Origin of the sequence: Nostoc sp. TCL26-01, assembly GCF_013393945.1 — a bacterium.
Taxonomy (GTDB): Bacteria; Cyanobacteriota; Cyanobacteriia; order Cyanobacteriales; family Nostocaceae; genus Trichormus.
This window is the reverse complement of sequence record NZ_CP040297.1, coordinates 2,380,496-2,406,228: the sequence shown is the minus strand read 5'-3', so window position 1 is coordinate 2,406,228 and position 25,733 is coordinate 2,380,496. Positions and strand designations below refer to the sequence as shown.

General features: G+C 40.4%; 13 protein-coding genes. 6 read left to right on the top strand and 7 right to left on the bottom strand.

Annotation, left to right across the window (positions count from 1 at the left end; genetic code table 11):
• Positions 1-55 precede the first annotated feature (55 nt).
• The 3 genes from FD725_RS10370 to FD725_RS10360 all read right to left on the bottom strand — a co-directional run bounded on the left by FD725_RS10370 (position 56) and on the right by FD725_RS10360 (position 3,323).
• Complete coding sequence (locus FD725_RS10370) at positions 56-400, bottom strand: DUF1815 family protein (RefSeq protein ID WP_179048054.1); 345 nt, start codon at positions 398-400, stop codon at positions 56-58.
• 996 nt (positions 401-1,396) lie between these two features.
• Entirely contained in the window at positions 1,397-1,612 is a 216-nt protein-coding gene (locus tag FD725_RS10365) for a DUF2839 domain-containing protein (RefSeq protein ID WP_179048053.1), read from the bottom strand.
• A 139-nt stretch (positions 1,613-1,751) separates the two neighbouring features.
• Positions 1,752-3,323: a helicase C-terminal domain-containing protein gene (locus FD725_RS10360; protein WP_179051500.1), complete on the bottom strand. Its 1,572-nt coding sequence runs from the start codon at positions 3,321-3,323 to the stop codon at positions 1,752-1,754.
• A 160-nt stretch (positions 3,324-3,483) separates the two neighbouring features.
• Here FD725_RS10360 and FD725_RS10355 point away from each other — a divergent pair, with 160 nt between their 5' ends.
• Together FD725_RS10355 and FD725_RS10350 are read left to right on the top strand one after the other, a co-directional pair.
• A complete protein-coding gene (locus FD725_RS10355) occupies positions 3,484-4,446 on the top strand; it encodes a M48 family metallopeptidase (protein ID WP_179048052.1) in 963 nt (320 codons plus the stop codon).
• Between the two features lie 413 nt (positions 4,447-4,859).
• On the top strand, positions 4,860-5,267 hold the full coding sequence (locus FD725_RS10350) for a hypothetical protein (RefSeq protein ID WP_179048051.1): 408 nt from the start codon (positions 4,860-4,862) through the stop codon (positions 5,265-5,267).
• 181 nt (positions 5,268-5,448) lie between these two features.
• Here FD725_RS10350 and FD725_RS10345 read toward each other — a convergent pair whose 3' ends face one another.
• The gene (locus FD725_RS10345; RefSeq protein WP_179048050.1) at positions 5,449-6,006 is read right to left on the bottom strand and encodes a Uma2 family endonuclease; all 558 of its coding nucleotides are present in this window, start codon (positions 6,004-6,006) and stop codon (positions 5,449-5,451) included.
• Between the two features lie 136 nt (positions 6,007-6,142).
• Here FD725_RS10345 and lysS point away from each other — a divergent pair, with 136 nt between their 5' ends.
• From lysS to FD725_RS10330, 3 genes are all read left to right on the top strand, one after another.
• Positions 6,143-7,669, top strand: coding sequence for a lysine--tRNA ligase (gene lysS / locus FD725_RS10340; RefSeq protein ID WP_179051499.1), 1,527 nt, complete (start codon positions 6,143-6,145; stop codon positions 7,667-7,669).
• A 618-nt stretch (positions 7,670-8,287) separates the two neighbouring features.
• Positions 8,288-10,522: a glycoside hydrolase family 65 protein gene (locus FD725_RS10335; protein WP_179048049.1), complete on the top strand. Its 2,235-nt coding sequence runs from the start codon at positions 8,288-8,290 to the stop codon at positions 10,520-10,522.
• Positions 10,523-10,857: 335 nt separating this feature from the next.
• Entirely contained in the window at positions 10,858-12,684 is a 1,827-nt protein-coding gene (locus tag FD725_RS10330; protein WP_179048048.1) for a glycosyltransferase family 39 protein, read from the top strand.
• Between the two features lie 47 nt (positions 12,685-12,731).
• Here the strand turns inward: FD725_RS10330 and FD725_RS10325 are convergent, their stop codons facing one another.
• Positions 12,732-13,232 (bottom strand): sterol desaturase family protein, encoded by a 501-nt coding sequence (locus FD725_RS10325; RefSeq protein WP_179048047.1) that lies wholly within the window; start codon positions 13,230-13,232, stop codon positions 12,732-12,734.
• Between the two features lie 528 nt (positions 13,233-13,760).
• Here FD725_RS10325 and FD725_RS10320 point away from each other — a divergent pair.
• Positions 13,761-14,456: a haloacid dehalogenase type II gene (locus FD725_RS10320; protein ID WP_179048046.1), complete on the top strand. Its 696-nt coding sequence runs from the start codon at positions 13,761-13,763 to the stop codon at positions 14,454-14,456.
• A gap of 144 nt (positions 14,457-14,600) precedes the next feature.
• Here the strand turns inward: FD725_RS10320 and FD725_RS10315 are convergent, their stop codons facing one another.
• Positions 14,601-15,473: a 6-carboxytetrahydropterin synthase gene (locus tag FD725_RS10315; protein WP_179048045.1), complete on the bottom strand. Its 873-nt coding sequence runs from the start codon at positions 15,471-15,473 to the stop codon at positions 14,601-14,603.
• Positions 15,474-15,763: 290 nt separating this feature from the next.
• Complete coding sequence (locus tag FD725_RS10310; protein ID WP_179048044.1) at positions 15,764-25,636, bottom strand: calcium-binding protein; 9,873 nt, start codon at positions 25,634-25,636, stop codon at positions 15,764-15,766.
• Positions 25,637-25,733: the final 97 nt, after the last annotated feature.

Sequence of the window (25,733 nt, the reverse complement as noted above, 5' to 3'; positions counted from 1 at the left end):
TTAAGATCGACTATTTAGAACTAAGTTTAACTAACATCGACAAGATGTAAGAATTTTAACTCCGTTTTGCCAATGCCTTGTTTCCTGAACAGACTGGCGTGGGTTGTTTGACAAGATTTGCTAGCTCTTGCAGTTGATTAATCGCCTCTGCGCCTTCTAACTTCATTAATTCCCGATCATCTCGCATTTCTGTCCAGGTGATCCCATAGTCGGATACTAGAAACCGAATTAGGTGATTATTGCCCAGGCTAACCATAAATGAAGCACTGTTCATTTGGTCACCGCAGGTATAACAAGATGCAGGGTAGCCCCGCCTTTCTAGTACAATTGCCAAGGCTTGTAGGTTCATGACCAAGTCTTGAACGAATTGTCGATGTTGATGCGCTAGTCTTAGAAACACTTTTGTCCTCCAGACACCACAGTCATTTGAGTCTCTTTTATATTTTCTTTAGATTCTCTCACCCATTGGTATTGTAAACTATCCACTACAATTACCGAACATTTGTTGTAGTCAGAGATCGACTACCTTGCCTAGGGTAAGAGAAAACCTTACCAGTTGCCGTATCAAACTATTCAGTTTGCATAATCAGGTGATCAGGCAGAGTTAACAAAACGAATATTTTATTTACAAAATTCTGTCTGATTTTGGGGATCACTGGCAGCGATCGCTTTAAGATTAACTCAGATTTGGCATTAGTCAACCATAGGAAAACCACGGATTATACTTTCTTAACTGGATGCAGATGCTTTTAGTAATTGTCACAGTTTGAAAGCATTTTCAATGTTCGTAGTGAACTTTACTGGATAGTAGAACTACAGGTACTCTTTTGGATAGCTATTGCCACAGTTGATTTTCCCCAAGTCACATCCTCCTCGATGTATATATTTTAGGGAATAAGTGCGCCAGTTGTAGGTAGGGATTCAAATACTATGGTATGGCACACCATAACAAAGCGAATACCCACAGGTATAGAATCGAGCATAACCAAACTAAAAAACACGATGTTGCCATTTCGGCAATATTTTCCAACCTTTCAAGATTAAAAGAAGTGATGTAAATCACAAACACAGCCGGAGGACAGCCTGTTGTTCATTGTCAGCATGACTAAAATTCAGATTTATCCTTGAGAGTCGAGAAAAGCTGATTTGTTCGAGACTCTGTTAGCCCATAATATTTAAGACTAAACTTTAGTCACTCTAGCAATAGTTATAGATATCTGTAGTGCGTAATGGGGATTAGGGATGAGAGATTGAGGATTGGGGAAGAAAAAGACTCCATAGCTACGCTTAAGGCAGGATGCAATGGCAAATAGCATGAGGAACCGCGCCCATCAGAATGCTTCCCTTTGTTGATGCAATGCTTTTCCCTATTGCCTATTGCCTATTCTTTTGCCTTTCACCCCACTATTTCCCACCAACCAAAAGCAGGCCCGATAAAACGGATTGTTACCCACACTGTAACCATCAAACCAATACCTACCCAAGCACCGCGAGTAGTCCAAGTAACGAATAGTTCCGATTGAGACTTAGTAATGGGAATCCAAGGTAATATCCGGGGATCTTGACCATATTTTTCTCCATCTGTTGTTTTACGACGTTTTGCTTCACCCATAATTAATCATTCACAATTTAGTCAATGGTCAATGGTCAATGGTCAATAGTCAATAGTCAATAGTCATTGGTCATTAGTTATTGGTCATTAGTTTCATACTCATCACTCACTCCCTCACTCAGCACTCATCACTCTCTCACTAGGCTGAATTTTCCTCACCATTGGGAGTAAACAGGCTGGGATCGAGATAGTTGAGGCGTGCTAGGGGGCTGAGGGCGTTGAGGATTTGTGAGCCGTAGCTGCGGTTAACTACACGGCTATCGAGTAAGGCGACGATACCTTGATTTTCGCGTACGGGTGCGATCGCTCGTTGTAATTCATTTAGGGCAGTGGGTAGGAGAAATAGACGGAACCAGTCTTGATGCGATCGCTTATAATGTGTAACTCTACCAGCAACCAGGGGGTTTTCTAAGGATGGTAGGGGCAAGGTAGCAATAATTAACAATTGGGGTGCTGGTAAAACTGCTTGATGTTCTCGCCAAAATTCCCAGCCACTAACTAAGATCCCGTTTTCATCCAAACAAGTTTTTTCTACCTGTACCCGTGAGCCAAATTCCGAGGCTAAGATTGTCCCTACCTGGGCTTTGAGTGGTACATCCCCGACTAGTAAAACTGTCAATCCTGGGGCTGTGGCGCTGAGACAGACTAGGGTACGGACTTTATGAATAAAGGCGGCTTGAAATTCTGGTGTGTTGGGGAGAGGTAATTTATAGGGGATGTAGAGTTGAATGGCTTCTGATTGACTATCTGAGGCAAATTTCAAGCAGGTGACATCATCTAAACCCAAGCGCTGACGAAACAAAGGCGCTTCTGTTTCTGGTTCTAAAGCACTGCCCACTAACACTACTGGCTGTCGTTGCCAAATCGGGGCAAGCATTTGTGCTAATTCAATAGGTGCGTAGTGTAGAGAAAATAAACCCTGACGACGGGCAATAGTTGCCCAGAGGAGAGAGGGAGATGGAGAGATGGGGAGAGAGAGGGGAGAGGTGTTTTCTGCCTGTGGAATTTGTTGCCAAAAATTTTGCCAAACAGATGGGATACCTGGAGTTGTGGCTAAATCGGAGTGCAGTTGGTTTAAGATATCCGTTTCTGTTTGAGAGATGAGATAACACTCGTAGGGATTAGCAGGGTGCTTAAACAGTTCCTCAGTGAGTTGATCCCGTGCAGCGTTAATTGTCTCAGCTGCGTAAGGACAAGCCAGTATTAGTTGATCCCAGTCTTGAGGTTGAATATTTTGCGTTAGCTGACGACGGATTAAATCTTCTAAATCATCTACCCCATCAATAATTGTCGGGATACCTGGGGGAAAATAATTAGCAGAGGTAAATTGTCCTTTGAGCCAAGCTTCTGGGGAAATGAGAAGTATTCCTTGGAACTCAGCACCAGGCCAAACGTCACCTGTTCTGATTGGCTTATTAACCTGTAACCACTGCTGTAGACGGGGAATCTCCACTCGCAGTAACCGTTGCTGGACTGTTTCGCTGGCAACAATAATCACAGCCCCATGCCACATCAAAGCGGAGGCGACAAAACTAGTGCGATATAAACCTTGATAACCACAAACAGCCCCTACTTGAATGAGGGCGCTACGTCCTAGACGCAAGGCGCGTGCTACCAACCGTGCCATCGTTAAGTGATGGGGCCAGGAAGGGAAACCCGCCTGCGATCGCAAAAAGTTATGTAATGACAAATGAACTTCTGCTTCAATCACACGCTTTAAATCCCATACAAAGTGACTTTCATTGCCAATAGCCCCATGCTTAATTATGTTGTCAATGGTCAATGGTCAATCATCAAAAGTTAATTATTTTTACTTTGGACTATTGACTGTTGACTTTTGACTGTTGACTAATTATCAATCACCCTAAATTATGCCAACTTACACAGGAATTTCCAGCGAAGCCTTCAGACATCCACTGGATCGCCAAGCCGAGCAAGCTTTGCGAAATTTACCGGGTTTTGATTTAATTGCTCGTAAATTTGTGGAATTTGTCTACGAACGCCCTCAGCTAGTCTATCTAATGGGCAACACCATCCAAGTCGGGCCGCGTCAATATTCCACTATTTACCAGATGTTCCGGGAATGTGTGCGGGATTTGGACATTTATCCAGAACCGACACTGTTTGTTTCACAAAATCCCCAAGTCAATAGCTATGCTTTAGGTCAAGAAAATCCTTACATAGTCATTAACACAGGGGTACTAGACTTACTAAATGAAGTCGAGGTTCGGGCGGTGCTAGCCCATGAACTAGGGCATATTAAATGTGGTCATACTATTCTAATTCAAATGGCGATGTGGGCAATGAGTGCTGCTTCTGCCTTGGGAGAATTGACTTTTGGCATTGGTAATTTTGTCACACAAGCTTTGATTTACGCTTTTTTTGAATGGCGACGGAAAGCGGAGTTATCAGCAGATCGAGCCGCCCTATTGGTTACGGATGACTTAAATACCGTCCTGTATTCAATGATGAAAGTATCTGGTGGTAGTAGTAAGTACGCTCACGAATGCAGTTTACAAGAATTTATCAAGCAGTCAGAAAACTATCAAGCACTTGACGACGACGGACTCAATCAAGTGTATAAATTCTTAATGTATAGCGGCGCTGATGGGATGATGTTGACTCATCCTTTCCCGGTGGAAAGGGTACATTATTTACGAGAGTGGGCAGTCTCATCAGAATATCAACAAATTCGCCAAGGTAATTACCAGCGATCGCCCGCCTCCGGTTCTGTCGATGTCCCCAGCGCCACTTCCGAAGCCGAAGCCGAAAGATTACGCCGCCAAATTGAAGAATTACAACGAGAGATTGACAGAATGAGACGAGGTGAGTAAAGGGACAAGGGGACAAGGGGACAAGGGGACAAGGGGACAAGGGGACAAGGGGACAAGGAGAAAATACTTGTATAGGTTCTTTCCCCCCATCTCCCCATCTCCGCCTCCCGTCTTTCCCCAAAACGGTTGTCTAAGAGACTCCGTTTTTTTCTTGTCAGGTGTAGCCTCAGCATGAGAGCGATCGTTTTCGATATATTGACAGCTAACCTGATGAGGGCATTAACAAATACTCAAACTTAGCAACCACAGCATTTTTAACCCAATCCCCAATCCCCAATCCCCTGTTACCTGTCCCCTGTCACCTGTCCCCTCCTATAAAACATCCCTTGGAGAGTGGGAGAATCTCAAATGTGAATCCTTAAATCCTGAATCACAGGCAATTAACACTAAATTCCTTCTGAGAAATGCTAAATATGGCAATTAACTTTCCCAAGTGGCTATCTGTCATAGCTGCCATTCTTGCTCTGATCTTACTCATGCCGGAAACTGCTTTGGCAGCACCGTTTACATTTCCTGCCCCTGCTGCCAATTTAGTTACTCACTATCCTGCTATTTCTGACTTGGATTTGACTCCCTTGCAGCGTCAACGACTCCAAGCTGTACTGCAACGCCGAAATAAGGAAATCCAAGCAGTATTAGAACCATCACAAATTGCTGAACTCAAAAATCAACTGCATTCTGGTAATAGCTTCAATCAAGCCCTGATTAAACTAGACTTGCAACCAGAACAGCAACACCTGATTAAAGCCATAGAACAGTTGACAAGCCTGAAAATGAAAGCGCTGTTGTCTCGGTATTCTCTATCCAGCGTCAGTAATTAGGGGAAAAAGCGATCGCTGAATTTCTCACGAAATTTATAAAACCGAAGTCCAGAGGTTGTAGGGGCGGGTTTACAAGTATGCTTCCATCATTCACGAATATCTCGTGAACCCGCCCCTACCGTTTTGTGAGAAATGCAGGGATCGCTCTAAAGATACGATGAGAGCGATCGCTTTGGTTAAATTAGGGAAATAGTTGACTAATTTGTACTTCCACATCAGGAAATGCGAGCAAGGATAACGTTGCATCCTCATCTAAAATAAATTCTTGATTGTACCCTCCCATCCCAGGTTCACGGAAAACATATACCTGATGCTGATTTACGTCTAAAATCCAGTATTCAGCAATTCCGGACTTAGCATATAGAGGCGCTTTTTGTTGTCTGTCTGTTTCTAAGGAACTATCTGCTACCTCAATTAATAAAAATACTTCATTAGGTGTGGGGTGATGATCCAGATATTTACGGGGATCAAGATGAACGACGGCAATATCCGGCTCAGGTTCTGAGTATTGGTTTAATTGAATGGGATCTTGGACACGAACTAGGGCAACTTCCGCCAATAGTCGCTTGAGATAGTCTGATGCACATAGGGTTGTAGCTGCGTGGGGGGGATTTTTCGCACTCATCGGCATCACTTGCCCTTCTATTAGTTCCACCCGTTCATCGGCGGTAATAATCCCCGTCTCTAGCATCCGGTGGTATTCTTCTACATTCCATAAGCGTATTCTAGTTTGTATCATGAGTTATTTCCTTGGGCGATCGCTTTTACCCATCCAAACATCAATAAATCATAAAAATTCTGTCCCAATCCCCAATCCCCAGTCCCCAATCCCTAATCCCTATTTATAATTAATCTTGCCCCCTAAGTTCGTTACCATGTCGGAAGAAGATATCCGTGCCGCGAGGCTGGAGAAAGTAGCACAACTCAAGCAGCTAGGAACTAACCCCTATGCTTACCGTTGGGAGTCTACCCACCACGCTGCCCAATTGCAAGCAAGATTTGCTGATTTAGCTAATGGTGAAGAAGTTGATTTAGAAGTTGCGATCGCCGGACGTATTATGGCGCGTCGTGTTTTTGGTAAGTTAGCTTTCTTCACTTTGGAAGATGAAACAGGCACAATTCAACTTTATCTAGAAAAAAATCGTATACACGAAAATATGGCGGAGGTTGATGCCGATGCCTTTAATCATCTCAAACAACTCACAGATGTCGGAGACATTCTGGGAGTTAAAGGTACTATTAAACGGACTGAAAAGGGCGAGCTATCAGTTTACGTTACACAATACACTATCCTCACTAAATCACTCTTGCCTCTACCCGACAAGTGGCATGGGTTGACGGATGTTTCTAAGCGCTACCGTCAGCGTTACGTTGATTTGATTGTTAATCCCGAAGTTCGGCAAACTTTCCGCCGTCGCGCTCAAATTACGGCGGGGATTCGTCGCTATTTGGAAGAACGAGATTTCCTAGAAATTGAAACGCCAGTTTTGCAAAGTGAAGCCGGTGGTGCAGATGCTCGTCCTTTCGTCACTTACCACAACACCTTGGAAATGGAGTTGTATCTGCGAATTGCTACAGAACTCCATCTCAAGCGCTTGATTGTCGGTGGTTTTGAAAAGGTATTTGAATTGGGACGAATTTTCCGCAATGAGGGAATTTCTACTAGACATAATCCTGAATTTACCTCAATTGAAGTTTACCAAGCCTACGCCGACTACAACGATATGATGGCGTTGACGGAGGGGATCATTACTACAGTTGCTCAAGATGTACTTGGTACTTTACAAATTACCTACCAAGGGGAAACTATCGATTTAACCCCACCTTGGCGACGGGTGACAATGCACGATTTAGTGAAAGAATATACAGGCTTAGATTTTCATGCTTTCTCAACTTTGGCAGAGGCAAAGGTAGCAAGTCAAAGTGCTGGTATTCCCGGTGTAAATGAAGCCCAATCAATAGGTAAGTTGCTGAATTTAGCTTTTGAAGAAAAGGTGGAAACTAACCTAATTCAGCCCACCTTTGTGATTGATTATCCAGTGGAAATTTCGCCACTGGCAAAACCTCATCGTTCTCAATCTGGGTTAGTAGAACGCTTCGAGTTATTCATCGTTGGACGGGAAACTGCTAACAGTTTCTCAGAATTAACAGATCCCATCGATCAAAGAGAACGCTTAGAAGCCCAAGCTGCAAAAAAAGCTGCTGGTGACTTGGAAGCTCAAGGTGTAGATGAAGACTTTATCACAGCTTTGGAATATGGGATGCCACCCACAGGTGGTTTAGGAATTGGGATTGATAGATTGGTAATGTTGTTAACTGATTCTGCCAGTATTCGAGATGTAATTGCTTTTCCATTACTCAAACCAGAAAAATCAGAACCATCTCCAGAATCTGCAACTTAATTAGACTTGTATTTGGTGTAGATGTAGGTTGGGTTAAGCGCAGCGCAAAATAGATACTTAAAGCTTAACCGATATCTTGGTGTTGGGTTTCCTTACGTCAACCCAACCTACTGATCTGAGCTTAATTACACGTGTATTTGATGTAGGTTGGAACCAGCGCCACACAGTTGATTCTTAACCTACATTTTTTAAATATTCCAGGTGGGCTAGATGCTCATACCATTTCACGTTAATCATGATACACATGAATTATGTAGAGACGTTGCAATGCAACGTCTCTACTGTTTCACATTTACAGGAAATTGGTATTACCCAAGAACATGGTGTATTTATTTCTTGAAAAACGATTACAAAAATCGATTTTATAAAAAAATATTATTTTACAATTTCCATAAAAAAATGTATCAATTATCGAATCTTTCTGTCTAACATCTCCTATATAAGCTATTAATAAAACCTAACCACAGAGAGATGAAATAGGGAAAATTTGTGCTAGAAATAGTTTCAATGTTCGCTGATCAAACTATATGCAAGTAGTGACAGGGAATAATTGCGGAATTTTACCAAATATTGCTCATCTTCCTCACAGCCGTCCCCAAATTTTAGGTTTTCTTGCTCATGCTTGATAAAGTAACTGCATACACTGAACCATTGGTTGATACTAGCGAATGGAATGTTATTGAAACAGCGTTTAATCCGACACAATTACATCACAAAGAAACCGTTTTCACTCTTGGCAATGGTTATTTAGGCACAAGGGGAAGTTTTGAGGAAGGCTATCCAGCAGACTCAGCCGCAACGATGATTCATGGCGTTTATGATGATGTCAAAATAGCTCACACAGAACTTGTCAACTGTCCTAACTGGCTACCGTTGGTGGTGAAAGTAGGCGATGAGACTTTTAGCTTAAATTCTGGGGAAATTCTGCATTATGAACGCAGGCTGGATTTGCGTTTAGGTTTAGTAAGTCGGGATATACGCTGGCGATCGCCCAAGGGACATACAATAGATTTGCGCTTTGAACGCTTCGCTAGTTTAGCAGACCAACACCTGTTAGCTATTCGTTGTCAAATCACTTCTGTCGATTTTACAGGTGAAATTGCAGTCACAGCCGGATTTGAGACTCAACCAAATACGCAAGGGGTTCCACATTGGCGTACTCTTAATCAAGGTGGCATAGATAGCATAATTTGGTTGCAAAGTCAAACCTTACACTCTCACATTCAGTTGGGGATGAGTGCCAAGTTAGTAGTGGAAGGTGATGAGACTGCATCTGTGGCGGTAGAGAATGTAGCTGATACACCTGTGTTGACGACTAAGTTTGCATCCTACCCAGGCAAAACAGTCATTGTAGAAAAAATTATCACCCTATTTACTTCACGGGAAACCCCAACGCCCATCGCCGCCGCTTTAGAACGACTAGCTGATGAACCCAGATATACTACCCTACTAGCAGCGCATATTGCAGCTTGGGAGCAAGTCTGGGAAAATAGCGATATTGTGATTGAAGGCGATCGCCAAGCTCAACTCAGTGTCCGTTACAATCTTTTTCAACTACTAGCTGTCGCACCCCGTCACGACGATACAGTCAGCATTCCCCCCAAAACTCTCTCCGGTTTTGCCTATAGCGGACACGTATTTTGGGACACAGAAGTTTTTATCCTGCCTTTTCTCACTGCCACTCAACCAACTTTAGCCCGTAACTTGCTCACCTACCGTTACCACACCTTACCAGGAGCAAGACGCAAAGCCCAAGAAGCGGGATATCAAGGAGCAATGTTTGCTTGGGAAAGTGCGACTACAGGCGATGAAGTCACACCCCGATGGGTTCCTGGCGCTAATGGTGAGTTAATCAGAATTTGGTGTGGTGATATCGAAGTACACATCACAGCTGATGTGGCTTATGCAGTTTGGCATTATTGGCAAACCACCGATGATGATGAATGGATGCGGGACTATGGAGCAGAAATTATGCTTGATACCGCTATTTTCTGGGAAAGTCGGGTGCAGTGGAACCAACAACGTCACAGTTACGATATCCTCGATGTGATTGGCCCTGATGAAAATCACGATCGCGTCAATAATAATGCCTTTACCAATCTCATGGTACAGTGGCACTTGCAATCAGCTTTAGCATTTTGGGACTGGTTTAAACACGTTTATCCTCAAAAAGCCGCACAATTAGTCAATCAACTCGACTTAACTACAGAACGCCTACATCATTGGGCAGAAATTCAAGAGCGAATCTTTGTTAATCAAGATGCGGCTACAGGTTTAATTGAGCAATTTGAGGGCTTTTTCCAGCTAGAAGCTGTGGATTTAACTGATTATGAACCCCGAACAAAATCTCTGCAAGCCTTGTTGGGTATTGAAGCCACCAGCCAAAAACAAATTCTTAAACAACCAGATGTGTTGATGTTGCTTTACTTGCTGCGTCAAAGTTACGACTACAACACCCTCAAGGTGAACTGGGACTATTATAACCAACGCACTGATCACACCTATGGTTCTTCACTAGGCCCAGCAATTCACGCTATCTTAGCTTGTGACCTCAACCAACCAAGTGAAGCCTACACTCATTTTTTACGAGCTGCCTTAGTAGATTTGGATGATGTCAGGCTAAATGCAGGCGAAGGAATTCATGCCGCCAGTGCGGGAGGAATTTGGCAAGCTGTAGTTTTAGGATTTGGGGGTATTAGAATGACGCAATTCGGCCCGATGGCTTGTCCTAATCTTCCACCCACTTGGAAGCGCTTAAAGTTCCGGCTGCAATGGCGCAATGAGTGGTTTGATTTTGACTTACAACCAGAAACGGCAATGGAGACACAAGCAGTTCCTGTTTTTAGTCAATAGTCAATAGTCAATGGTCAATGGTCATTAGTCAATGGTCAATGGTCAATGGTCAATGGTCAGTTGCAATTCTTCTTCCCTCATACCAATTTCCTTTAAATGTGAACAGTAGAGACGTTGCAATGCAACGTCTCTACATAATTTATGTGTATCATGACTAACGTGAAATGGTATCACTCCCTCACTCAGCACTCAGCACTTTTCTGAGTTTATGGGGAAAAATTAGAAATACTTAAGAACAAAACATCGGTACTCAACGACTTATGATCAATGCAACAAGTTAAAAGTTAATAACTGATAACTGTTGATATTGACTCTTGACTATTGACTATTGACTAATGAGGTTGAAATTGAGCGTTCCCGACGCTGTAAAGATGTGGTTCAACGAGATAGTTAAGCGTCCAGCCCTTGCTGTGACTGTGTCAGTTTTATGGTTGATGCTGATTGGTTGGGTAGCTTATGGATGGAATTTAGGCAATGTTGGCTTGATTGATGAAACCGAGCCACTGTTTGCGGAAGCTTCCCGACAAATGCTAGTAACGGGTGATTGGATCACACCTTATTTCAATGGACAAACCCGTTTTGATAAACCTATTTTAATATATTGGTGTCAGGCGATCGCCTATGCTGTGATCGGGGTGAATGAATGGGCAGTACGTATGCCTTCAGCTTTGGCAGCTTTTGCAGTCGTTGCTTTAGCTTTTTACACTGTACAGTGGTCTTTGGCCAGAAAAGACGAGTTAGAACAAACACAATTCCCCATTCGTCGTTATTTAACCGCCGCCATAGCCGCAGCCGTCACAGCCTTTAATCCAGAAATGCTGATTTGGGGAAGAACTGGTGTTTCCGATATGTTGCTGACTGGGTGTATAGCATCTGCCCTGTTATGCTTTTTTCTGGGATACTCTCAAAATGCTAAATTTTCTCACAAATGGTATTTGGCTTGTTATGTGCTGATAGCTGGGGCAATTTTAACTAAAGGCCCTGTGGGCATTGTCCTGCCGGGGATCATTATTGGGGCATTTCTGCTGTATGTAGGACAGTTGGGAACAGTATTACGAGAAATGCGTTTGATTTTAGGGATTTTGGTGATCTTGGGATTGTCTATTCCTTGGTATGCTTTAGTCATTTGGCGCAATGGTTGGAGTTTCATTAACGCCTTTTTTGGTTATCACAACCTGGAGCGTTTTACAGAAGTCGTTAATGGTCACTCTGCACCTTGGTATTTTTACTTTGTCATAGTTCTGTTACTGTTTGCTCCATACTCAGTTTACCTGCCTTTGGCAATGGTGCGACTGAAGTTATGGGAGCGATCGCATTGGCGCAATCAAGAACGTTCTCAGCAGTTGGGTGTATTTGCCTGCATTTGGTTTATCAGTGTCTTTAGCTTTTTTACTGTTGCTGTCACCAAATTACCCAGCTATGTCTTACCCTTGATGCCAGCCGCCGCAATTTTGGTGGCTTTGTTGTGGAGTGATTTCTTTTCTCATAGTCAACAGACAACCAAGACAGTCCCTAATTATCCATTTTCTCTCTTACAGATTAGTGGATGGATAAACGTGATCTTTGTCACTATATTAGCAGTAGCATTATTTCACTTATCCCAATTATTAGGAAGTGATCAAGCTGCCCCCAACTTCCGGCAAAATATCCAAGATTCTGGTATTCCAGCAATAGGTGGTTGGCTGTGGCTAGTGGTAGCAATTGTTGTTGCTGTGCTAATTGTACGTCGCTATTGGCATTCAATTATTGCTGTCAATTTGCTGGGATTAATAGCATTTATGATAGTTGTATTGATGCCGGCTCTATTGTTAATGGATCAGGAACGTCAACTACCATTGAGAGAATTGTCTGCTGTTGTTGCTCAAGTACAACAACCAAAAGAAGAGTTACTCATGGTTGGTTTTAAAAAACCAAGTGTGGTTTTTTATAGCCACAAACAAATTAATTTCATCAAGTTTACTAAAGATGGTGTGAAATACATCCGTAACCAAGCTAATCAACAAATTAAGCCTGCTTCGTTGTTGTTGCTGACTGAGAAGAAAAACTTTTTTAGAATGGACTTACAACCTGATGAATACAAAAATTTAGCTATTAAAGGTGCTTACCAATTAACTCGGATTAATTTCAAGACCATGAAACCAGAAAAAATCAATATCTCATAATTATTAGTAGAGACGTAGCATTGCTACGTCTCTACGTCTCTTTCTAATTAGATACGAGAGTAACGAAATCTAATTCTTAGCAGTCTTAACCAGCGTAACCAAACTTGTGCTGGCTGCTCAAAGAAGGTAAAAATATCCCCAAAACCCAAATTAGTTTTTTGATGGTGTAACCAGTGTCTCTCAGGCGTAGTGATAAAGAGAACCTGACATAAAATATTGGCAAATTTGGGAGTTTGCCAACCTAAAGCACTAACGTGTCTCCACCACACATGAAATTGCCCCAATAATAATCCAGCAATCACACCAATGGGAGAGAAAGACCACAAAACTGCTGCCACTATTAGATAAGGTAACGCTCCTAAAATACCATCTAAAAGCACTTGGGTATTGAGTGTCAAAATAGCGTAGTGACGAAAATCCTTTTTCCATGAGTGGTGCGTCTTTAGATGGAGGCTACCAAAAACGTGTTCGGGTACGTGGTAAAAGAACGTAGACAAAAAATCGCCGAAAAACAGTAATAGCCAGGCAACAGCGATAGCCTCAAGCATTTGTACTCCTCAAGAAAAACATGGACATGATGCTGTTAACGCAGAGACTTAATTTCACAACTATGTAAACCAGGTTGCTAGTTATGTAGATATAGTCTCTAGTGGTGGTAATAGGTAATTGAGAGGAAATTATTACTCATTACGTATCACCTATTACCTATTACCAGTCTGGAAATTTATGACTAGCAACTTAGGTTATGTAAGTAACCTTTGAGAACTCTTATTTGGCTTCTGGCTTTGGGCCGATGGCATCGATACATCTAAACCCCGATAGATTTACCGTATTTTATCATAGACACTTCACAATCTTCTTATGAAGAGATAACAATATGAGCAAAGAATGAGTTAAAGCTGGTACAAATTTAGGTTAAGGTTTTCTCACATCGGCTTGATTTCAGTGCCGACATTACTTACCTGCATAATAAAATACACTATTACTTATAGAGAAAAATACCAGACAACTGTAATCTGGTATAGTCTGGTGTAATCTATCTTTAAGATGATGAATAAAGCTGTGGAGTCAAAGTTGTGATTGATTTCAACCAGTATAAAGCTTTAACTTTTGATTGTTATGGCACTTTGATTAACTGGGAGTCTGGTATTCTAACATCCATTCAGCCAGTTTTAACTGCTCATAATATAAACTTAAGTGACGAACTAATTCTAGAACATTTTGCAGAATTTGAATCAGCACTGGAACAAGGGGAATATCGTCGATATCGAGATGTATTACGGGGTGTAGTGCAAAAGTTTGCGGAACAATTTGACTTTGAACCAACAACTCATGAGATAAATTCCCTGGCGGATTCAATTCAGCATTGGCAGCCTTTTTCTGATACGGTGGCAGCATTAAAATCTCTCAAGCAAAAGTTTGGTCTAGTCATTATCTCCAATGTAGATAATGATTTATTTGCCTTTTCTGCCAAACTGCTACAAGTAGAATTTAATCATGTCATCACAGCCGAACAGGCAAAAAGCTATAAACCATCACTCAACAACTTTAGATTAGCAATTGAGAGAATCGGCATCCCCCAACAGCAGATATTACACGTTGCCGCTAGCGTTTATCATGACATTGTTCCAGCCAAGTCTTTAGGAATTGCTACAGTTTGGGTGAATAGGAGAGGAGAGCAAAAAGGTGCTGGTGCTGCTTTACCAGCAATAGCTCAACCTGATTTAGAAGTACCAGATTTGCAGACTTTAGTGTCTGAAATTAATCTATAGGCATCGGCTTTGACTACTAAAATTATTTGCTTAGGTAGGTAATCGGGAAAATGATAGAGCCGTCATAAATTATCTGTGAGAAGCAAGAACCCCGACTTCTTTGAGAAGAGGGGGTTCTAAATATCTTTTTATAACTCTACAGTTTTATATTCTGACTAAAACTGGTTGATTTTCTACTGAACTCACAGCGTTTGTTTCTGAATCTGTTGTGTAAATTTCGCAAGAGTTATTTGGACTCTCGATTAATTTAACTTTGTACAGCTTGGCTCCTAATTTTTGGATAGGCGATCGCAGTAAATTATTAATATGCAAAGCAATATTCTCAGCCGTCGGTACAACCTCAGCAAAAAAAGGAATATCTTTGTTTAAAAAGGTGTGGTCAAATGGTTCTACCACATAATCTTCAATCACCTGATGTAACGCACCTAAATCCACAATCATTCCTGTGCGCTGATCAATTTCTCCTTTGACTGTCACTTCTAAATGGTAGTTGTGTCCATGTCCGTTGGGACGCGCACATTTACCATAAATCTCATGGTTGTCTTCTTGACTCAAGCGAGGATGTGCTAGCCGATGAGCGGCGCTAAAGTGAGTGCTGATAGTGAGGTAAGCTTCCATTCCGGTTCCTAAATAATCTGCCCAAAGTTCTGGATGTTCAAACAACTGTACGCGGACTAGAGGCAAGTGGGGTGCTAGTCGCTGCCAGATAACCCGTGCGATATGCTCAGTCGTAGGCAAGGTTTGTTGAAATTCTGCCCAGACATCGTTGAGATAGGAAAAGTCCAATTGATTGGTAACTTCCCTTTTGATAACTTGTTTCACATCAGACAAGTTCAACACCATGCCATATTCATCTAATTCTCCAGCCAGAGAGATAAATACGATATAGTTATGCCCATGTCCAGGAAATCGAGAGCAAGCGCCAAATTTCTCAATATTTTCGGCTTCACTCAGTTCTGGTAACCAATAGCGATGACTAGCCGAAAACTGAGCGCGGCGATTTACGATACATTGCATGAGTTCACTGGAAACAAATTTTAAACTTTCTTAATCTTTCACTACTTTTAGGATAGACTAATTTCTTGGCCTATGGTTAAGAGAAAAGTTGTAGCGATCGCTTTTACACTATATCTAAGCCAACGTGAATTCGACCGATCTGAAAAACCCCTCTCCAAACCTCTCTCCTTTTAGGGGAGAGGCTTTAAAACCTTCATTTTTCGTTAATATTTCTACTCTTTACTCCCCTCTCCGCGTCGGAGAGGGGCTGGGGGTGAGGTCAAAATCCTGTACATCGAACTCACGTTGACCTAGAAAATCAAATTATTCTGACTGAAATTAGTAGCAGTAAAGTTGCTAAGTGTGACTAAGGTGCTGAAACTTGCATTTCCCGCAACACCATCAGTATCAACTTGGATGAGAGTATTTAAACCGGATTGAATACCTCGGATATAACCATTAGTAATTGGACTTGTGCCTGTGTAGTTCAAGCTAGCTAACAAAGCTTGTACAACCAGGACATCATCTGTACTGCTAAAGTCCGTAATGGTATCAACGCCTTCACTCAAACTATTGTAGACAAATTTATCATTGCCAGTGCCACCAGTGAGCTTGTCGCTGCCAGCACCACCAACAAGTATATCGTTACCCGTGCCACCAATCAGGGTGTCATTTCCATTCCCGCCATTGAGAGTATCATTGCCATCACCACTGGTGAGGATGTCATTATTATCACCACCAGACAGGTTATTATTAGCGCTGTTACCAGTGATATTATTAATCAGTGCATTTCCAGTACCATTGATAAGATTGCTACCTGTGAGGATAAGATTCTCTAAGTTGTTACCTAGCGTCCAACTGATCACAGAACTAACTGTATCAGTTCCTTCATTGACTAGTTCTGTAATTTGGTCGCTACTGCTATCGACGTAGTAGGTGTCATTACCAGCACCACCAATCATTACATCATTACCAGCACCGCCATCTAAACTATCATTCCCAATACCGCCGTTGAGGGTATCATTACCTGCATCTCCTTTGAGAATGTCATCATTATCACCACCCAACAAGGTGTTATTAGCAGTGTTACCAGTAATACTATTTTTCAACCCATTGCCAGTACCATTGATGGCATTGCTACCTGTGAGAATGAGGTTTTCTAAGTTGTAGCCTAGTGTCCAACTGATAGCAGAATTGACTATATCTGTTCCTTCATTGACTACCTCTATAATTTGGTCGTTACTGCTATCGATATAGTAGGTGTCATTACCAGCACCACCAATCATCACATCGTCGCCAGCGCCACCATCTAGTATGTCGTTACCAGCACCGCCATTAAGGGTATCATTGCCTAATTCTCCTTTGAGGTTATCGTCACCACTATCTCCATTGATGATGTCATCACCAGCTTTACCATTAAGAATGTTACTGCCACTATTACCAGTAATTAGGTTTTTGAGTGCGTTACCTGTGCCTGCAAGGCTACTAGTGCCAGTGAAAATCAGATTTTCGACATTTTCGCCCAAAGTGTAGCTGATGGATGCGCGAACAGTATCCGTTCCTTCGTTAATGTTTTCGACTACTTTATCTGCACTGTTATCGACAATGTAAGTGTCATTGTCTAACCCTCCTGTCATGGTATCTTGACCTGTGCCGCCATCAAGGGTGTCATTTCCGGCTAAACCAAACATGGTATCATTGCCACCTAAGCCTTGAATTACATCATCATTGGATGTGCCAGTGATGCTATCGTTGCCAGCAGTACCAGTGAGGTTGCGAATGTTGATAGCAAATGTATCACTGACAGTTGCGCCTTTTTGATCTCTTGCTGTGACTTTGATGTTGAGTGTGCTTACATCAGCTACGCTGGGAGTGCCTGTAAAGGTGCGGGTGATGGAATTAAATTTCAACCAACTAGGTAGAGAAGTGCCGTCTGCTTTGCTTGCTGTATAACTGAGGCTATCACCTATATTTGGGTCAGAGAAAGTATTTACGGAAATGGTGAAGTTGAAGGGACTATTAGAGCCAGTTGTTTGATCTATAATTGCGTTTGTGACAATAGGTGCATTATTAAGGGTACTAGCAAGATAATTTTTAATGTCTGCTTTTGTCCAAATAATTGCACCATTATCAAATTGAAATTCTTCCACAGAAAGGACTTCGTAAGGATAATCAAACTGATTTTTGATCGTGAGTTGATCAATGTTGTCTTTGACCTTAAAAATCAAGTCATTACCTTGTCGAACAATTTCCATTGTTTGTGGAGTTAATCCCCTACCAAACTTCACTGTGTCATAGTAACTATTCAAGGCATAGTAACCTTCTTGAATAATATCTTGACCATAATCGTGTTTAAAAATGTAAGTATCATTTCCTGTACCTCCTACTAAGGTATCATCGCCTAAACCACCATCTAATGTTTCATTGTTAATTCCTTCAGAATAACCAACTATATAGTCATCTCCGTCTGTTGACTGTAATAGGTATTGTTTGATATCTTCTTTTGTCCAAATAGTTACGCCGTTATCAAACTGGAATTCTTCTACTGAAAGGGATTCTTGGTAATAATCAAACTGATTTTTTATTGTCAGGCGATCGCTACTACCTTTGACTTTGAAAATCAGGTCATTTCCAACACGTAATATTTCCATTGTGTTAGGTGTTAACCCTGCACCAAACTTTACTGTGTCATAGTTGGTGTGCCATACATATTCACTTTCTTGAATGGTATCTTGACCATAGCCTAGCTTAAAGATGTAGGTGTCATTTCCTGTTCCACCTGCTAAAGTATCATTACCTAAGCCGCCATCTAAAGTTTCTGAAGAACCACCACTAGTCGCTGCTTCATTGGCACTAGCAGAATAACCTAGTAGATAATCATCTCCATTTGTAGGCTTTAATAAATATTGTTTAATATCTTGATTAGTCCAGATGATTGCACCGTTATCAAACTGAAACTCTTCTACTGCTAGTGATTCCTTGTAATACTCAAAATGATTTTTTATTGTCAGGCGATCGCTACTACCTTTGACTTTAAAAACTAGGTCGTTCCCTTGTCGAACAATTTCCATTGTGCTGGTAGTTAATCCTGCACCAAACTTCACTGTGTCATAGTTGGTGTGCCATACATATTCACTTTCTTGAATGGTATCTTGACCATAACCTAGCTTAAAGATGTAGGTGTCATTTCCTGTTCCACCTGCTAAAGTATCATTACCTAAGCCACCATCTAAAGTTTCTGGAGAACCACCACTAGTCGCTGCTTCATTGGCACTAGCAGAATAACCTAGTAGATAATCATCTCCATTTGTAGATTTTAATAAATATTGTTTAATATCTTGATTAGTCCAGATGATTGCACCGTTATCAAACTGAAACTCTTCTACTGCTAGTGATTCTTTGTAATACTCAAAATGATTTTTTATTGTCAGGCGATCGCTACTACCTTTGACTTTGAAAATCAGGTCTTTCCCTTGTCGAACAATTTCCATTGTGCTGGTAGTTAATCCTGCACCAAACTTCACTGTGTCATAGTTGGTGTGCCATACATATTCACTTTCTTGAATGGTATCTTGACCATAACCTAGCTTAAAGATATAGGTGTCATTTCCTGTTCCACCTGCTAATATATCATTCCCCAAACCACCGTCTAATATTTCACCAGAACCACCACTTAAAGCTGTATCATTTGTTCCTGAAGAATAACCAAGTATATAGTCATTTCCATTTGTAGACTTTAATAAATATTGCTTGATATTTGCTTTCGTCCAAACAGTTGCACCATTATCAAATTGGAATTCTTCGATGGAAATTGCTTCAAAGGGATAATCAAATTGATTTTTTATTGTCAGGCGATCGCTACTACCTTTGACTTTGAAAATCAGGTCATTACCTTGTCGAACAATTTCCATTGTGTTGGTAGTTAAACCTGCACCAAATTTCACGGTGTCATAGTAGCTATTCAAGCCAGAGTAGTCTTCTTGAATGGTATCTTGACCATAACCTTGCTTGAAAATATATATATCATTCCCTATACCTCCGGCTAAGGTATCATTGCCTGTGGCATTTTCCAAAGTATTGGCATTTGCATCTCCAGTTAATAAGTTATCTTCGGGGAGATTGCTTGGCAAAGACATGGAGTTGATAGCTGACCGAGTTATGCTTGTTCCATCGGCAAATGTAAACTGATCTATACCATAGGGGGTGCTTCTAAACTGATCTTCAATGATGAGGCGATCGTTAGTATTTTTGATTGCTAAGTAGAGATGATCTTTTTCTGTACTACTATTCGTTTTTCGCCAGAAAATAATATCTGATTTACTAATACCTGCTTTGAAACTAACGATATCAGTACCAGTGTTATAGTTTTCAACAACAGTATCAACTGCGTAGCCTCGACCAAATATATAAGTATTGTTGCCAGCACCACCATTCAATAAGTCGTTTCCTGCACCGCCATCAAGGGTATCATTACTTTGATATCCCAATAAGTAATCGTCGCCAGTGGTGGATTGCAGTAACCAAGTTTGAATATTTTCTCTTGTCCAGATTGTCCCATTAGCAAATACAAACTGGTCTATGCCATAAGGGCTATTTTTAAACTGACCTTCAATAATAATTTGGTCGTGGGTATTTTTAATTCCTAAGTAGAGATTATCTTTTTCTGAACTACTATTTGATTCTCTCCAGAAAGTGATATCAGATGGATTAATACCCGTTTTGAAACTGAGAGTATCTGTACCAGTGTTATAGTTTTCAACAATAGTATCAACTCCATAACCACGACCAAAGACATAAGTATTGTTGCCAGAACTACCGTTCAATAGATCGTTTCCTGCACCACCATCAAGGGTATCATTGCTTTGATATCCCAATAAGTAATCGTCGCCAGTGGTAGATTGCATTAACCAAGTTTGAATATTTTCTCTTGTCCAGATTGTCCCGTTGGCAAATACAAACTGGTCTATGCCATAAGCAGCACTTCTAAACTGATCTTCAATGACAATTTGGTCATGGGTATTTTTGATTGCTAAATAGAGATTATCTTTTTCTGAACTACTATTTGGTTTTCGCCAGAAAGTAATATCAGATGGATTAATACCTGATTTAAAACTGAGAGTTTCTGTACCAGTGTTGGAATTCTCAGCAATAGTATCAATTCCGTAACCACGACCAAAAACATAAGTATTGTTGCCAGCACCACCGTTCAATAAGTCGTTTCCTGCACCACCGTCAAGGGTATCATTACTTTGATATCCCAATAAGTAATCGTCGCCAGGGGTGGATTGTAGTAACCAAGCTTGAATATTTTCTCTTGTCCAAATTGTCCCATCAGCAAATGTAAATTGGTCTATACCGTAAGCGTTATTGACTAACTGATCTGTAATGATGAGACGGTCATGAGTATTTTTAATTGCTAGGTAAAGATTATTTTTTTCTGCATCATTGTTTGATCTGCGCCAGAAAGTGATGTCAGATGGACTAATACCTGCTTTAAAACTGATAATATCTTGACCTAGATTATTCTGAGTAATAGTATCAATTCCATAGCCACGACCAAAAACATAAGTATTTTGACCAGAACCTCCTTTGAGGGAATCATTTCCTATCCCACCATCTAAGATATCGTTACCATCTCCACCGTCGAGAAAATCATCTCCCTCTTGTCCATATAATTGGTCGTCACCTTGTTCTCCGTAAAGGCTGTCATCATCTAATCCACCAAGTAATAAATCATTGCCTTTATTACCATATAATTTATCTTTACCTTCTCCTCCTTCGATTTGGTCGTCTCCTTCTCCTCCTGTGAGAATGTCATTACCAAAATCTCCAGAAATGAGAATTGCTTTAACTCCAATGTAAGTAATTTGATTGCTAATTTTAGTCCCAATAATAGCTTCGATGTTATTACTATCTTTGAGAATCAGATGTAAGCGAGAATCTAAGTCAATGGTGACTATATCAAAACCTTCTCCTCCATCTAAACTTGTGAAAATATCATCTTTATCGACAGTAATAGTATCGTCTCCAGCACCAGCTTTAATGACATCCTTCCCTATACCACCGTTAATAATATCGCTACCACCTGCACCAGTGAGGGTATCATCTCCTGCACCTCCATTGAGAATTCCCCCTGTTGTGCTACTAGCTAAAATGGTCAGGATATCGTTTCCTTTACCTCCGGTGACAGCGTAGGTAATAGTGGGATCAATTGTTAAATTCAGATTACCCGCCGTATCGTCAGCAATGATAATGTCGGGTTTATTTTCAAAGTTAAATTTGTTAATACCTCCGGGTAGCGTTTCTAATTTAACGCCATTGGGATTATAAGCAAAAGCAACATCAAAAATTTGGGAGCGTTTTCTAAATTCATAGCCTAGTTGAGTAAAATAAGTGGAAGCAGTGATCAGATTTCCGGCTACTTCAAAGTTTTTCTGTTGACTTGCTAGGGAAATATCTTCGATACCGTAGCGATGTAGGGCTGCTAATTCACCTAGTTCTACTTTATGATTACCATTGGCATCAATCCAAATTCGGATTTTTTCAAAGTTAGTGTCTTGAGAATTCAGTAAGCGATCGCCATTACTATTTAAACTACTGATAGAAGTAACATTAGTTTGACTAGTTAAGGAAATAAACTCATTTAGGTCAGTAATTCGACCATCATTATTTCTGTCTATCACTAATATTCCATCAGCAGGAGATACCCATCCTGTCTGTTCTAGATAACCATCATTATCTAAATCTGACATAGCGAAGGAATCTTGAGCCGAAATTAACTGAAGTCCATTTCCAAACAAGTCCACAACTGCTAATTTGTAGGAACTCAGCGCGTAACTATCAGGTACATCTAGCTGAACATCTATGGTTGATTCTCCTTGAGTTAACACTGGTTGTAAAGAAATTGAACCATCAGCCGCTAAGGTAGGATAAAAATCCTTGCCATTAGCCAAGCGGATAAATTCAATTCGGCTGTTCTCATCAACCCAATTTTTTATCGTGATTGTGACAGGTTGAGCCTCGTTAGTAGCAGCATTTGAATTAAATGATGGCAGAACATAAGAAATAGTAACAATTAAATCCTTATTTTGTAGCTTTAAGCTGTGAATGGTGTTTGTTCCTAAAACAAGAGTATCTATGCCACCATCTCTAACTTTACCTTCGTAATCTCCTGTATCATAAATGGTTGTATTTAAACCATCACCAAAAGAATATAAATAAGTATCATTTCCCGCACCACCTGCAAGGGTGTCATTCTCTCCTAAACCTCGCAGAACATCAGCACCGATAGTTCCTTGAAGAGTGGTATTGCTGCTAGTCGCAGTTTGAACACTATTAGCAGGTTTTAATTGCCATTGCCCGCTAAAATTGTCTAAAAAGTATTCTTGGTTATTCCCCAAGCGAATAAATTCAATTTTATTAGTTGCAAAGTTCTTGATAGTTAATTGATTCGTTATCGGTGCAGTGGGATTACTCGGATTGATGATATTAATAATTAAATTACTGCCACTTTGTTGTAGCTGTAAATTGGACAGTTGAATGTTACTGTCAAATTCAATAACATCTACTCCCCCGATATCCTCAATCGTATCTTTACCATTTCCTAGACTATAGCGGTAAACATCATCACCCTTACCACCTTGAAGGGTTTCTGCGGCTGAAGAAGAAATTAAAACGTCATCACTATTATCATTCCCTTGAAGCACACCCCCACTACCAGAGATAATTTTAGTGACATTATTACCTTTATAATTATCTGAAGATTGTGGTGTGCTAAGGCTAAATTCTATCCCCTTAGCCAAGACGATTTTAAAGTTAGCGACCAGTTCATTTTCTAACTTAACTGTGCTATTCTCCACAACGATTTTAAAACGACTTCCATCAGCAAAGCGTAAGATTTCTAAACGATTCTTTGTATTTGTCAACCAGTTAGCAATTATCTGTCCATTAATACTTAAATTATTGCCACTGAGAGACAAACGTACTTGAGAAGGTAAAACATCTAAACCAAAATCTCTGATGGTGGGGTCTTTCGTGTATAGATTTAGGGTAACTTTATTATCTTTATCTACATTAATTGTGTAAAGGCTGCCATCAGTAAACCGGAGAAACTGAATTTTATTTTCTGGTTGTGTTTTTACCCAACCGTAAATTCTTTCACCATTGACAATCAAATCATTGCCTTCGATGGTAAGGGTAATGGTTGTTGGTAAAAGATTCGTTGCAACTTTTTTGATCAGATCATCATTGAGTTCTGAGGGAACAAAACCATCCCAAGGATGGGACTGCAAATCTACAATTCTTTTATCTGCATCTTGAATTGATGTTGCTGCAAGTTTATTGACATATTCCTGATATAAAACAGGGTTATCTTGATAAGTACCATATTCTTTAGCAATTTGTAAAAGCTCGTTAAAATCTTCGAGATTACTTCTAGAATTGGTGTAATTATTAAAGAGGCGTTTGATGTAGCGATCGCCTCCTTCAATCTGTGTTTTAGTGATTTGATAAACTACACCTGCTTCAATAGCTGCTTGAGCATTATTAAAACCTACTCTTCTGCGATAACTACTTCCGCCAGGAGCATCATCTTGTAGTTGATAAACTAATTGTTCTTTGTAATGACCATAATAAACATTCTCAACAGACAGCAATTGACCACCAGTGGCTTGTGCAAAGAAATTGAGAATATCTTTAGCCGCTTCACCCATTTGACGAGCAATTTCTGTATTTCCCTCATCTAACTCGTATGCAAATTTAGCAATGAATTCTCCATCAACAATGTTAACAACATACGCAGCACGAGGAAAATCTTCATCCCCAAAGAATCCACCGATAAGGCTACCAATCACTGTTCCCACAAAAATTCCTAGTGGCCCTGTTAAATAGGAAAAACTAAGCAATTTAGCAATAGCTGGAATAATTGCAGCACCTAATGAACCGCCTATAGCTGAACCTTGATTTACTTGACCTTCACCGATAATATTCCACCGAGCAAAAGCTTTGTATAATTCAGAGCCAGCATAAGAGTAAATATAAGAATTTAGACGACCAGCATAAGAATTAACTAGACTTAAGCCTGTAATTTCTGCAACACTTGATATCTGAAGATAATTTAAAGCAAACTGAGGAAAGAATTCTACAGCTATTGAAGTGAAAGCATAATCAACAATTGCTTGAGTAAGTGTATTGACTCCAATTACAGCTAAAGTATTGTCTATATCTAATGCGTCAATGACGTTTTCAGCTAATTCTCCAGCACCTAAAGATACTGCGTTAGAAACAAGATTTCCAACAAAGCGATTAGGTAAAGACAGAACTGTTATAGAATGAGCTACTTGTGAGTTAGGATCTAAAAAAAACTCACTAACAGCATCTCCTACCCATCCAGTAACAGTAGAACCAATAGATTTTCCTAATAATTGACTTGCAAATGTATCATCAACAAGATAAGATGCAATTTCACTACCAGTGAACGAGCCAATCATACCCATAGTAGTAATAGGGTAGGCTGGGGCTGTTTCAATGATATCTAAAGTTGCTCTAGCAAACATAGCTAAAGCTGATGGTATATCGCCGTAAGAACCCCACAATGCTTTATTTTCACTATTTCTATCAACAAACTCAGCACCAAACTCGTCTTGACGATTGAGATTTATTTGGTCATCAATACTAGAATTATCATGTATGGAAGTACCCACTCCTCTCGGATCGTCTATCGTATAGCGCACAAGAAAACTAGGTGCAGAATCGCCTGGGCCAGTTAGTCCATATCCTGTCTGTGCATCGAGCAAATTGAGTATCGTTTCATCTATTTGCTCAGGATTTGAAGTTATAAAAATAGCCTTAAGCGTTGCACCAAAGATTTGTAATGGGTCTGTTTTATAGTCTGGAAAATTTTCTTTTATTATTTTTCTGGATGCCTCTGACAATGTTCCTCTAACATCATCAATTGTATGCATAGATTTGGCTATTAATGCCTCATTTGTAATTTTTGGATTATCTAACCAAGTTTCACTAACAATTTGGGTTAGAGTTCTTCCATTGCCATATTTGTTTCCATAAAGTTTTCCATTTTCAATAACATTAATATTAGCTCTTATTCTATTTATACTCTGACGTAATTCAAGATTGTTTGGAGATGCTTCAATACGGAACTGCCCAAGAGTATTAGTGCTAGGCATAACTAAAATATTCCTTAAATTTTAAATTTTTATTTTTGTATTTTTCAGGGCTTATGATCACACTAAATCCCATCCTCTAATAACAATCCTGGGGGAT

Coding starts and splice junctions, on each gene's coding strand:
- FD725_RS10365 (WP_179048053.1), bottom strand. CDS start 1,612: ATGGGTGAAGCAAAACGTCGTAAAACAACAGATGGAGAAAAATATGGT.
- FD725_RS10355 (WP_179048052.1), top strand. CDS start 3,484: ATGCCAACTTACACAGGAATTTCCAGCGAAGCCTTCAGACATCCACTG.
- FD725_RS10350 (WP_179048051.1), top strand. CDS start 4,860: ATGGCAATTAACTTTCCCAAGTGGCTATCTGTCATAGCTGCCATTCTT.
- FD725_RS10345 (WP_179048050.1), bottom strand. CDS start 6,006: ATGATACAAACTAGAATACGCTTATGGAATGTAGAAGAATACCACCGG.
- lysS (WP_179051499.1), top strand. CDS start 6,143: ATGTCGGAAGAAGATATCCGTGCCGCGAGGCTGGAGAAAGTAGCACAA.
- FD725_RS10335 (WP_179048049.1), top strand. CDS start 8,288: ATGCTTGATAAAGTAACTGCATACACTGAACCATTGGTTGATACTAGC.
- FD725_RS10330 (WP_179048048.1), top strand. CDS start 10,858: ATGAGGTTGAAATTGAGCGTTCCCGACGCTGTAAAGATGTGGTTCAAC.
- FD725_RS10325 (WP_179048047.1), bottom strand. CDS start 13,232: ATGCTTGAGGCTATCGCTGTTGCCTGGCTATTACTGTTTTTCGGCGAT.
- FD725_RS10315 (WP_179048045.1), bottom strand. CDS start 15,473: ATGCAATGTATCGTAAATCGCCGCGCTCAGTTTTCGGCTAGTCATCGC.
- FD725_RS10310 (WP_179048044.1), bottom strand. CDS start 25,636: ATGCCTAGCACTAATACTCTTGGGCAGTTCCGTATTGAAGCATCTCCA.